At 62.4% G+C, this 13,858-nt stretch carries 2 protein-coding genes; both read right to left on the minus strand.

What is annotated here, in order from left to right; genetic code table 11:
* Positions 1-36 precede the first annotated feature (36 nt).
* Positions 37-6,699 carry a hypothetical protein gene (locus ACZBJS_RS32730; protein ID WP_463439771.1) on the minus strand — a complete coding sequence of 2,221 codons (6,663 nt, stop codon included), beginning with the start codon at positions 6,697-6,699 and terminating at the stop codon, positions 37-39.
* A gap of 30 nt (positions 6,700-6,729) precedes the next feature.
* Positions 6,730-13,839, minus strand: coding sequence for a hypothetical protein (locus tag ACZBJS_RS32735; protein WP_463439772.1), 7,110 nt, complete (start codon positions 13,837-13,839; stop codon positions 6,730-6,732).
* Positions 13,840-13,858: the final 19 nt, after the last annotated feature.

A 13,858-nucleotide genomic window follows, 5' to 3' on the forward strand; every position in this document is an offset into this window, starting at 1 on the left:
CGATGCTGGGTCTCGATCGCCGAATGCGTCGGCGCGTCACACACGTTTCCAAGGAATAGGCATCGAAATTCCGAGCACCATCCCTTTGGCGTCCGGAGGATTCATATCGACGTCCCCTTCGATCGTTTCGTACTGAAACATATCCAACGGAAATGCCGGCGCGGTCTCGAGATAACCTCCCATCGCGCGTGTCTTGGGACGCAGAATGCGAAGGAAGCGAATCTGGCCGCTATCGCCGAGCGTGAGCGTCTCATTGGGATCCTCGAACGTTGGCCAGTCAGGTTTGGCGAGATCCAGCGATGTGGACGTGCCGTCCCAGAGCTTGACCGCGACGGGGCGCTCTCGAATGCGGTCGAGCGCATCGTGAATGTTGCGGGTCAGGACGAGGACGAGGACTTCCTCGAGCTGTCCCGCCTGCTGATTGGCTGCCGGCGCGAGCGATTGCAGCTTCGGTGAAGGGCCTTGCGCGGTCGGCTTGCATCCGATTGAGACCACGGATCCTGTGACCGATGCGGTGAGACCATCGGTCGACACTCTCGATGCAACCCCATCGATGATGGCGTCGAACAGAGACATGGCTTCGGCGAACTGCCACCATAGTGATGGCGTGAACGTGGAGAGCCTCGCCGGCGCCACGGCCGCCTGTGCTCCCGTCGCCTTCATGACCATCGTGAGGGGCTCGTTGATGGGGACCTCGATTGCGCTCGTCAGTGGCAGGCATGCCACCGACAGCCAGCGATTTTCGCTCGGTGACAGGATCTCATCGGTGGTATCGCGCGCGATTCGGGCGCGCACCGCGATGTCGCCGGCAGGCTTGTATGTCTCGCCTTTCTCCGGTTTGTCCCGAGCTGATACGACCAGACGTAACTGCACGTTGCCGCCGGGCGGTACGTCCAGCGTCCACGTCCCGGCGCTACCCAACTGAGTGAAGAATTGGAAGGCGATGCTCCGTTTTGCACCGTCGTCCGTCACGCCGAACGTGATGCGAACGAACTCACTGTCGCTGTCGTCGGTGAACTGAAAGAGGACCGACGAACCGTTCAGGTTTTCCATCCCGAAGATCTCGACCACGAGCCCTTCGTGCTCGGCGGGAAAGACACCATCGACGACCACGTCCTTGAGGTCCGCAAAGTCCTTCGGCCCGAAATTCCGCATGATCTCGCGGCTGTTGGATAGCCGGAAGCGATTGGATGCATCCTTCATCGTGAGGAGGCGCGGTTCGCAGTAGAATTTGTTGTAGGTTGCCGGCGCCGGTCCTTGGCCGGTAAGGGCAGTCGCAGGATCGATGCTTTCCGGAGCCTCGAAACGGCGAAACTTCAGCTTCACGAACGACCAAGGCATGAGATCCGGTTTGACGGGCGTAATCATGAGACCGGCGTGGTCGAAGCGTCCGGCTTCGGTTGCGATGTCAAAAGTGTAGCCGATCGGGCCGTCGATCCGCAGCGGTACGATCGCGCCACCGGACCCACCTCCGCTCCGGATCGGATCCGGGCCCTGCTCTTGCCAGTATTTGAGAGCATCGGTCGGTCCGTCGGCGCCTGAGGCGATGTTGCGCTGGAGCGCGGTTCGTTCCGCAACCAATCTGTCGAGCGCCTCTCCGGTCGGCCGCGCGGAGCCGTCCGATGGATTCAAAAGCTTGTTGATAGCTTCGATCCGCGTTTTCCGTTCGGCCCGGGTCATCGGATGCCGGGCCATTTCGACCATGGCATCGATGCCATCTCCGACATGGAAATTCGGATAGAGCTGTTCGTTGAACAGGGCCAGCAGCGGGGGAACGGTACCCCATGCCATGGCCCGTTCGGTCAGTGGCAGTACGATCGCAAGACCGGGACGCTTGGGACGACGATCATTGGAACGATCGGCCAGTACCTTGTTCTGCCAGCTCACGCTGCCGTTCGGTCTCCGATGACTGGAGCGCATGAATTCCGGTCGTCCGGGCCGCATCGCCTTGTAGCGGCTCACGATGCGCAGGCCAAAGCGCCACAGATTCATGCCGCCACGCCAGTCGAGGCTTTTGTCGAAGAGGCGGGGTACCGGGTCGCTTGCCGCGTGATCGCTGCGCCGCCTTCGGCCGCCATAGACATGGGCACGCTCGATGCGGCGCTCGAAGATTTCGCCGACGTCGTCGTTGCGACGGTCTGAGAACGACGTTTCGAACAGCTCGCGATACCGGGGCTGGTCGATTGCTTCGGTTCCGGCCGTCGCCAAACGATACCACTGATCATCCTGCGGCCTTCCGCGCCAGCTCCAGCGTTGCGATTCGAGCGCCGCGAGATGGCAATAGCGCAAAGCTGGATACGTCGACTTTCTTGCTGTGACAGTCTCCGTCAGTGAAATCCATGCCTGCTCCGCATAGTCAGGCGCGCGGCGCAGGTCGATGTTCAGTGGCTCTGTTCCGAATATCTCGGGCACAGTTTCCGTCGCGACTTCGAGCGTCAGCACCAGTGGGCCCGCTAACCGCATCTTCGCATCGATCGGACAACGCCTGAGCGTGGCCTTCACGGCCGGCGACAGCCGCTGGTCACGGGTGAAAGGGCAAAGCTCATCTTGCTCGTCCGGCAATCCCGCATAAACGCGCATCTCATAGATGCGACCCGGCAAGAGCGTGGCGGTATCCTCGGTCAGACCTTCTCGTCCGTTCGAATCGACCTTGATGGTCAAGGACGGCAGCGCTGGACCGTGCCGACGGCCGGAGCCGTCGAAGCCGAGCACGTCCTCAAGCGAATCCCAGCCAGCTCCGATTGCGGCCATCTTGAACTTCTGGAAAGTCGGAAAGATGCATACCAGCTCGCCGTACAGCTGCGTCACGGCCGGATCATCGAGCGAGCGATCGTCCTTGGTCTTGTTCGGGCTCGTTGCCACGCCAAGTGCCGCATCGAGCGCCTTGGCAACGACCGGGCGGCTGGCGACAACTCGATCGTCGAACAGGGGAGGGTTCACCCATCGCCCGTAGGTGCCAAATTCCACCGTCGGACGCTGCAACTGGATCGTCATCTGGCGAGCGCCCGTTGCGGCGCCGACCTGGATGCCGTCGAGCACGTACGTCGCGCGCATCTGGTGGCCCGATTCCGGCGCAATTCGCGGCTTAGCAACTGCGACGCTTGCGGGTTTTCCAGAATTGTCGATCTGACTGACGATCGGCGTTATGATCGGGGGCTCGAGATCGACGTCCTTGTCGGTCATGATAATGATCAGGACGTCTCGCCATTGCGCGATGTCGCCGGCGGGCTGCTGCAAGTCTTGCGTTGCCGCTGGAAAATCGAACTCATCCTCGGCCCATTCCGGTTCATCGACTCCCGCGGCGATCGTCGTGATCGCGGTGAAAGTTTCGATCCGGATCGCCCCCCTCCTGGTAACGTCGTGCGTTAATGTCAGCAGGTCCTTGATGGCTTCGTCCAGCCCCGAGCGGCCCCGAAATGTGATGGACAGCTTGCGCGCCTCGTTCGTTTCTGGCCACTCCATCCGGCCGATATCGATCCGCAAGCCCGGGTCAGGACCGGCACGGACTTCGAGGACGCCGGCACGTCCTTCCCGATCGAGGAAGAAGCGCCCTTGCACATCGCCTCCGATGGTCACGGGAGCCGGCCGTATCGGCAGTTCGCCGGCGAGCGGCACGACACCGTCGGGAATGGCCTTGGGGCGGTCGCCCGCAAGCCTCGGCGCCCCGATCGGACGCGTTCGTCGGTAGAGCGCTGACCGACGCACCGCGTCCGTGCTGGTTGCGATCTTGATCTGTCCCTTGAGTGGGCCGGACGTTTCGATCGGCCGGATCGTCAATGGATCAGCAGGATCGCTGCGCAATATTGGAGGCAGGGTCGCTCCGTGGCCGATGACGTATGGGACGACGTGGAACGCGTAGCCGAACGACAACGCGAACAGGCGATAGTCGGTGGATCCAGCACCGGCCGTCGGTGGAAACCGATAGGCTTCGATGCGGCGCGCGAACGAGGATGGAACGTTTTCGAGCGCTGTATCGGTGGGCATTTCGGCAACCGGCGAGCGATTGTCGTATGAAATCAACGCGGCCCGTACGCCGCCGATCTCCCCGACCTGCAATGGGACGGGATCGACGATGGCTCCGCTGGCCCAGGCAAGGTCACGGACCATCACCGCGTTGGCCTCACTAAGCACAGCTCGGGCCGAACCTGGCGACGGTGTGTCGGGAGCGTGCAGCGTGGCGACGTTGAGGCTGCGCCACGCCTGGATCGGATCGCTCAACGCGCTGGTACGAGCCATCAGGACGCCGACGCCGGATAGGCGGGTCCATAAGTCGGCGGCGCCGGCAATGCTCTGGAGCTGGTCGAAACGGAAAACGAGCGGAGGCGAATCAACGGTAAGCCGGCGACTGGAATCATCGCCGCCAGCTGACTCGTCGGCCGCCGATGGCACGAGCCTGCTGGCATGACGAACGGCATCGCGGCGCGCAGCCTCGACCACGGCCTTCAGCAGGTTGGCAAGCTTTTCCTCATCACTGCCGGGACTGGCAGTTGCCAGTCCAGCGTCGGTGAGCGCAGCATCGGCGATCAGATCATATAATGACGCGCCCGGACGGGTGCCGTCGGCGCGCTCGGCGCCGACCAGGGCGGCAACGCTGGCTTGAAGCCGCACGTCGAGAGGAAGTTTCGCGGCCGTTTCTTGCTCGTTCTGGGGCTGGGGCGCGTCCCAAGTCAATCGTCCGGCCGTCAGTCCAGGAATATACGGCCCGATCACTGCCAATGCGAGGTCGGCGCGCAGACCGGGGCCGGTCGTGATGCGATCCAGTGCCGTACGCAGCGGCGTCGCAGTCGCGTCGGGCATGGTGATAAAGACATCCGGAATGTCTGAACCATCTGCCTTCATCGACAGATAGAACGCCCCGTCAAGCAGGCGGTCGGCCGGAACGGGCGTAGAACCGCCAGCCGACAATGTGACGACAACTGCCGCATTTTCCGCCGGTCGGATGATTGCAATCTCGACGCGGATCGCTGCGCCACGGGTGAGCGTCGTCGAAGCGACGGAACCGCCATCCTGAAAAATGGCAACATCCAACGTGGCGGACGCCGTTGTCCCAGCGATGCGAATTTCGGGAGGGGTGGGGCGCCCTGGCGCTGCCACGAATGCGACCGTCAGGCTGAAATCACCCGCGGGCGGCGTGAGGGCGATATCGAACGAAACATTCGTCGGTGCCGCGGGCGCTATGGGAGCTGCGGATGCGACGCCGGCGAGGTCCAGCAGTGCGCCCGGTACCGGTGAGGCGGCTCCTGGGCCGAACGCCTGAGCGTTCGGCGGCAAATTTAAGGTGCGTGCCGCGATTATTCGAGGCGTAGCGATCGCTAACGGATGCGGACCGGCGGATGAAAGGTCCGGTCCGCCGAGCCAATTGCGCGCGACGAACTTCCGCAGACCGTCATCCGACTCGATACTCTCGATTTCGGGGACGATGGCCGGCCCCGGCGGATCGAGCGGCAAGCCGAGCAGCCCTTTCAGTCTGCGTGAGCTGACGGAAGCAAAGCTGCCGCGGAGCGGATTGTTGCTGACGCTTCCGGGGTCACGTTCGGCAGCGCCCAGGATCAGGGCTGCGGAGAGAGTCCAGTGGTCGGCTTGGCGGAGGGAAAGACCCTCCAGAATCGAAAAGCCGGGTGGCAGTGCAATCGCGGAAGCGGTGCTGCGTTTGCCCACGACCCACCATGCGATCGAATCCAGGGCCACGAGAAACTTTGGCGTCGTTTCCGAAGCAAGATCATTGGCGAGCGCGCGCCGCAATTCGTCACCGCCCGCCGTCTTCGTGATTTCGCTCGTCACGGCGGCATCCAGCACGCCGAGCACACGGGCGAACGGATCGACGACTTCAGCGATCCGCCGTGACAGAGAGGCGGCCCAGTCCTCATCGGTCAAGCCGTGCCCGACGGCCGGCCTTTTGATCAGCATGGTCGCCATGTCGATGAGCCGCTGCGGATCGGCGGCCGGACTGAGATCGTCCCAGGACAAGCTCGGTCGCATGTCGACGGACCCGGTCGCGAACATAGGCGCAGGGCCAGGACCGGTCGCTGGCGCAAGATCGAGGCGACAGAATTCGCCGTTCAGATCCGATAACACGACAGGGCCGGCCGGGTCGGGCGTGTAGGTGCCGCCGCCTGCGGGACCAAACAATGGTGCCGCGATGAAAGTGGTGCTCCCGTCAGGCGCCGGGTCGATCGTGAAGACGGTGAATACGTTGGTGGCAACCGCAACCGGATGCGGCAATCCGGTCAGACTTTCGACAAGCCCAAAGACGGTGCGCCCAGCCACCTCTGCCGTACCCGGCGGCATGCACAAGGCAGCTTCGAGGCCATTCGTGTTGACGATCGATGTGATTTCCTCCTCGACCCGGCGATGAAAGCGCCGGGTTCCGTCCTGCCCGGGAGGATCGAAATCAACTGGCGCCCTTGCGGCAGCAGTGATGCTGGTTCCTCCATCCAGATCCTGGATGGTCGGACCTCCTGTCGCCTCGACGATGCGCCAGAACCGCCAGGCCGCGGCATCGTGCGGATTCCAGTTGCCACTGCCGTCCGCCAAGTGCCACTTCCAGGGCAGGATCTCATCGACAGCGCCCGCCGCGACCGCGCCGTCCGAACCATCGATGACCGCGCTTACCCGTAGCGAGATCTGAGCCTTGTTGCTCACGTCAGGCAGACGGTCCGCCTGGACCTTTATTCTGAGCTTGCGCGGATCGGGAGCCATCGACGAACGGTCCTTCGGGGTAGAGCAAGATCAGGCGTAGGAATCGGAATAGCCTTCCGACTGCCTCTTCTCGCCGGCGAACTGATATTCGACGTGTTGGCAGACGCGCAACGTGTAGAAGACGCTGATCTTGAAGCTCAGGCGGAGCGTCCCCGAGCCGATCATCAGCGAGCCGTCATAGGTGACCTCCAGCAGCAGCGAAATGGCCGCCGTGATCAGGCCTGCAACGTCGACGTTGCCGCGCGCCAGTATGAAGACCGAAATTGCGGTGGTGTTGCCACCGGGGCCGGTCGACCACGTCATGGTTATCGAGCAGCCGACCTGAAGCCAGACGCCGCCCGACACGACGCCAAAGTTGAAGCCCAGCCCGACGCCGGCGACGATGCCCACCTCGAGGGAATAGGTCAGTATCGGGTGCGGCTTGGCGACCGGGAGGAACGACAGCCGCTGGGTCAGGAATCCGCCGCCGTTCAGGATCCAGACGCTCAGTGTGAACGGCATTGTCTTGGTGGCGACCGACAGTTCACACATCAGCTCGAATTGAGGAACCGCGGCGATGCCGAACAGAATGTGCAACGAAAGGTTCGAGATGCCGAACACGCCGAGCTGCAAGTCCGGCAAGTCGATGTCAAGCGTGGCGGCGATGCCCGCTGGCACGCCGCCACGCATCAGCGGTTCAATGACCAGTCCATCCCCCTCGCCGGAAGCAGCGAGAAAATCAGTCAGGAACGCGAGGGCGTCAGCGAGTTCGACCCGTTCCGGGTCAATCTTGAAATCGATCTTGCCGGTGTCGTCAAAATACAGTCCGGTCTGACGAAAGGTGAGGATGTCCTGTCCGCCTGTCACGACCCGCCAGTCGCCGAAGATGCGGCCATTGAATGTCTTTTGGCTCCCGTCGCGGCCCACCGACATGCGCGCCTTGGCATTGAACTTGGCTCCATCAACAACGATCTCGACGGGGCCGAACGAAAGCAGCGGCGCAGGCTCAGAAAACGGGACGTCGATGTCGGTCTGAAGCCAGGCACGCATCCCAACATTGTCGAAACCGTGCTGAACCTTGATGGCCTTGGAGTCGTCAAGATCCGGGAAGGCAAATCTCTGAAGCAGGCCGCGGAAGTCGATGCCGCCCATATTCGGTATGAGATCTGCGACCGACAATTGCTTCAGCTTGTCCGGTATGAACTGCTCGGCAACGCCACTCGAGGGCAGTCGCACGCCAAACGACTGAAGCATGTCGCCGACCGCCTTGCCGGCCTTGTCGGCCGCCGCAAGCGTGTCCGAGACCCGGTTGACCAGAGCAATGGCCGGGGTCATATCGACGACCTTGTTGGCCTCGGTGAGCACGTAGGCGACTTCTGGACGATTGAAGCCGAGCCGATCCGTCTTCGGAGGGTCGCCAACGGCACGAAGGACCCGTAAAGTGTCGCTGCCTTCCTGATAGATCCGATTGGCCTCGTCGGCCAGTTTCACGGGGTCCGTTCCCAGCGCATCGCGCAATGTCTCCTGGACCGCGCCGGAGATTTGTCGCGCGCGATTTTCGACCTCACGCGTGACACGTTCGGCTTCTGCCGCGGCACGACGCTTCAGATCTTCGATGGAGCCCTGTGCATCATTGATGGCTTGCTTTACCGCCTCGTTGAGCTGCTTCTTGTAGCCGTCGGCGTCGAGGGCATTCTGCAGCCAGTCGGCGACCTTTTGCGTATCCTTGCGTATCTCTCCTATGAAGTTGTCGAATACCGCGCAGGCATCCTTCAGTTCCTTGCCCACGTCATCGATCGCGGTGGTAATGCCAGCAGCGAGCGTGTCGAGTATCTTCCGCAGGCCGGCTGTGACAATTTCAGCCTGTGCAACCACAGCCTTCTCGATCAATCCGATGGCGTCAGCCACGGCGGTCAGTGCTTCATGGATTGCTCCGCCGGATTCGGTGTCGTCTTCCGGATCTTCGGGAGCCGAGAGGACGATAATCGCATCGGCTATCCGGTCGAAGATGCTGGTTGCCTCGGCAAGACCCGTGTCGATCGTATCCTCGAGAAAAACGACGAGGCCGCGCGCGGCTTTCTGCGCCTCGGCGATGATCTGGTCGAGTTTGGTGCCGAGCGCCTGGATCGAGCCACCCGCAGTTCCTAAACGGGCCTTCAATGCATCCTCGAACTGCTTGAGTGACGCCTCGTAAGAGGCAAGGGCCTTCCTCGTATCGTCACCGATCGCAGCACCGAGGTGAGTGAGCCCGTCGGCAAGAGCAATTGCCTGCCCCAACGTGTCGTGGATGGCCGGCAGGATGCGGCGCGCCGCCATGAGCGCTGCTGCGTCGTCGATACGCGAAAGTTCGGTATCGATTTGCTGGGCCTGCCTGCGAAGCTCGTCAAGCGTCGCGCTTGCGGATGCCGCGATCGACCCATTGACCACCGTCGCCGCGCCGACGTCGTTCTTCAGTGTCTTGAATGTATCGTGGATCTTGCCGAGCGCGGCGGGAATCGCCACGTCTTGCGCTTCGCCGAGCGAGGCGCCGGCCACTGCCTTGATGGCGTCGAGATCTGCCGTCACCCGTTTTGACAGCAGCTCGATGTCAGCTCGCACTTCGTCCGCCACCGTGGCGATCCGGTTCTGCAGTCCTGACAGGTTGTCGATCAGGGCGGAGCGTTCGTCGGGGGATAGCCAGGCATCCTCGCTGTCGAGAAAGACGCTTACGTCTCGAACGATGCCGGCCATGTTGCGGATCGGCCTCAATCCGCCGTCGAGCGTGGAATCGATCGCTTCGCCGGCGATCTTACGCAGACGATCGACCTGTCCTTGCACGGCATCCTTCAATCGGTCGGCGAGTGAGTCGCAGGGCGATTTTGGGTCGATCCTGCTCAGATCGATCGAGCCGAGCGATTTCTTGACATCGGTAGTCGCAGACCTGAGATCGCCGACGAAACCGGGATGGTCGAGCGCGGCGCCGATGGCTGCGATGGCGTCGATCTTGACATCGGTGAGAGGTTTTTCGGGATCCAGTTTTTCGAGGACACCGAGCGCCTGGCCAACTTTGGCATCGATGGCGGCCCGCAAGTCGGAGCTGCTTTGCGTGAGTGACTGCCCGAAGGTCGTCAGCGGACTTGGGGCTCCTACGGCGGTTAGCGCTGCGGCGCGGGCGATCGTTATATTCTTGAGTATGGTGCCGGGGCCGCTGGCAGCGCGGCCGTGGGTGAGGACAGCCGGTTCCTTCGCGCGAACCAGACCGATGGTCATCCGCTCAAAACCTGGCGCGTGCGCCGGTTCCGACGGCATCGTCGCGTCGCTGAGATTCGCGCTGTTGGGCTTCATGCGACCCGCGGCCGGTGGCGGCAGATCGACGAAGTCTATGTCGCGCACCGCTCGCCATGCGTCGGTGTCGTCTCCGCTTTCGCCCTCGACCACGGAAGTGTAGAAGACGAGCTTTTCGGGCTCGTCGACTTCAGCGGAAATTTCGCCGCCACCCTCTCCGGCCAGCAGAAAACGAATCTGCGGCTTCGGATAGATCAGGGAGGGATCGTCCGGATTGATTGGAGGATCGTCGGGTCTTGTTGGGGCCAGCACCGGAGGCAGGCTCGCGAAAGCCCTATTCCACAGGGGCACCTGCCAGCCTTCGCGGCGTACATCGCCGCCCCAGCGGCTATCGACACGGATCTTGCCCGACTTGAACTCCACGCCGACGAGAAACCCGGCGGCAGCGATCGATTTTCCGTCTTCCGGATAGCGGCGCACCGGCTGCAGGAGTTCGACGTACTCTTCGACCTTGCGAAGGATGGGGCGCCCGGAGTGTTCGTCTTGCAGCAGACCGATCGGGTCGAGATTGAAGAATTGCGCTGAAGGTACAACGGACCGCTCAAAGATGATGACGTGCTTGGCTCGATTCCAGAGGCCACCGATGCGCCCGATCCGCTCGAGTTTGTAACGGTGGACCCGACCCTGGCCGGTCTCGGTCTCCACAACGGTTTTCTTCTCGTCAAACAGCACCCGCTGGCCACCATAGCCGCCATGCGCGGAGAGATGGACGCCCTTTGCCGAACCGCCGTCCGCGTCGGGGCGGCTGTAGACCTTCATTAGGATATTGGCGCTTTCGAACGCCCATGAGACCCCGCCGGGAAAGCTCTCCTGGTCGTCCTGACTGGTCGAGAAGGACTGGGAGAGCTTCTTCGATTCGATCAGACCACCGGTGTCCGTCGGGATCTCGCCTTGCACCGGCCAGCGGAGCGGGGTCGCAGGTCCATGCGCGGGATCCGATACTCCGGTGCGCAGCCGGAAACTGACGCCGTCCTCGATCTTCAACTCGGCATCGGGACGGCCGCTCCACAGCTTGTCGACGGCAAGTCGTCTGCGCTGGGCGCGCAGCACGAGGCTGGCGAGTTGAAGATGGCCCCTCAGTGTCGCGCGAGACGCGCTCGCGGTGTCCGAAATAGCAGACACTGGCGCGCCAATCGTTGCACCAATCTCGGTCACGAAGGCGTCGGTGGTCTTGTCGGTCGTGTTGATCCGGGTTGTCAAACCATAGAGCAGCTCGAGCCGAAGCTCCTTCAAGCGAGAGCCCGGCGTCCGCATGGTCGGATAGCCCATGTTGCGGCGCAGATTCCAGCCTGGCTCGCGGAAGTTGGTGTCGGAAAAGGTGGGATCGACCTCCAGGCGCGTGTGCGCGCCGAATCGGGCCGCGGCCGGGCGGGCTGGTTCGATATCCTTGGGCGCGCCGGCGATCGCGGTGGCGTTCTTCTCCATCGCTTCGCCGATGACCTGAGGCGGCAGGACCATTCGCACCGCCTCGTTAGGATCGAGCACGCGCCAGGACACGTCACCTTCGTCGTTCCATATCGCGACTTCGTTGCTCTGATCGGTGGCGGCTCGAGCCGGCTCGACATACTCCACGGCCGCGACCCGGAAGGGCGTCGGGTCGATGACCAATGCCAGCTGTTTCGCAGCCGCGGTGGTGGTCGTGGTCGCTCTGATCGCGCGCAGCGAAAGGGAGACCGACTGGTTTTGGCCGGGCGCGAGCGATTCCCTTGCGACCAAGGCCTGAATGATTTTTTCATCGTCGGGTTGCTTGGGGCCGCCGCCGTAGTTCAATTCGAACAGGAGCGGCTCGTCCGCATCATCCGAAATCGGCGTCGGACGCCCCAGTAGTTGCCTGCGGATCTGGGGAGGCAGGTCGTCCTGGCCGATTGGCTTGACACGCTCGACCGGAAATTTGACGACCGCCTCCAATTGTGCATCTGGCAACTCGTCGCCTCCGGATCGGGCAATAAGCCCGGTCAGATCGGTCTTGGTGACCATCGTGAGGTCCGGGACCTTCAGGAGCGAGAAGCCCAGCGCTCCGAGCGCTATATCGGAGCCATCCGTGCTTTCGAGTGAGAAGCCGAACTTGATCGTCGGGACGGCTCCCAGATCGTCGCTCTGCGTGACGGCGGGCTGCCATGCCGGTCCGTCTGTGCATGCGCTCGGCAGGACATCAGTGCTGGCTGCGACGAATGGTGCGGAAATGCGGGCCTTGCAGACCGGCGTCGTGCCCTCGGTTGCGATCATGCGAGCGAAAGTCGCCGTGCAGGGAGAGGCGAAGCGGGGATCCTCGCCCGGCTTGCCTTTGTCGACGAGTTCGAATGCGGTGACGCCCTGCCACATATCGGGGATGAAGCGCGGCTCGAAGGACAGGAAAGCCGTTTGGCGCCGCCCATCTGCCGCGTCCTTGACGGTGCCGGTGGTCGGCACGATGACACGACGCCAGGCGGAGTTTTCGCGCAACAAACCAACGACGTGCCATGGCGTTCCGCGCTCCGAACTGCGTTTGGCCAGCGCGGGTATGACGCTCAGGGGCGCGCCGTCACGGACCTTGCGCAGACTGTCATGCTCATCTTTGATGACGGCATCAAACGCATCGATCACGAAGTCGGTTATCTTGTCGCGGCGCTGAAGCTTTGGATCCGCTTTGGGGTCGACATTGAGCGGATCGAGGCGAGCGGCGACGATCCATTGTACCGGCCCGAACGGCTTGAGGCCACGCGAGCCGATGTCACCGACGCGTTGCTCCTGGGAGAAGCGGACTCGGCCCTTGACCGGCAAAAGCTCGGGTTTTGAAAAGAACCGCTTGAGAATATTGCCTATCTTGCCGCTATAGCTCCAAAGTGTGAGCTCGAAGCGCAGTGCGACGCGGATGATGTCGTAAGAGCTCGCGCCCTTATTGAATTGATGCTCGACCGCGCGCAGCCCGAATTCCCGCCGCGGCCGGCTGGGAGGCTGGCTGGGGATGCCTTGGTCGACGAACAGGGGGATTACGTCGATTTGATCGGTGGAAAGATTTCCGTCATCGGGTTTGACGATCGCGTCGATGAAATCGGCGTTTTGATACCGAAGTGGAACGATGCTCAGGGCAGGTTCCTCGGGATCCCAGGGACCAATCGTGAGCGCAATTTGGATCAGTCGGCAAAGCGCCCCTCTAGGTGCTGCCGCCGCTCTCCACAAGGATTGGGTCGTTGTCGCCTGAACGAGATCGAGGCCCACGTGAAAACGGGTGTCGTAGCGATCCCCATAGGTGGCGACTTTTGGCCTGATCCAGTGGCCGTTCAGCGCAAGGCGGACTTGAAGTCTGACCGCAAGTGCTTTGAAGTACCCGGACTTTCCAGCCACTGGCGTGATGACGAGCTTCGATACCTGCCACCGCGGTGCTGGTTTGTCAGCGAGCGTGCGGGCCAGGGCGATCGTATCGAAACGGGCGAGCGGACCTTCATCGAAGACGTCCCAGGCCATCTGCTGACGCTTGATCGGATCGTTCTCGCTCGCGTAGTCGGTAGGTGCGCGATACGCCGTAAACAGAGCGATGCCACGAAGTTCGATCGCCGATGCGGGCGGCTTCGGGTCTTGATCGTCATCGACATTGACGTGTCCCAGAAGCGGGGCGTTGGCGCTGCCGTCATGATAACGTGCGCTTGTCGCGTAGAGAGGATTGTCCGGAACGAACGGATTGTCGCGATCTCTGAGCAGGTTCTTCAGGATGGCAAGATCGTAGCAAACGTAGCGCCATTCAATGCCGTCAAGGTCATTGGTGCCGATGACGACGGCCTCGAGCGGTCCGTCTGATCTGTCTTCCATCGCGCGGACGGCGATAAAGGAAATTCTAGCCGGCCCAGCGACGCCCGCCATGTTCAATCCCCTAAGGAAA

This window comes from Bradyrhizobium sp. KZN70725 (assembly GCF_055264925.1).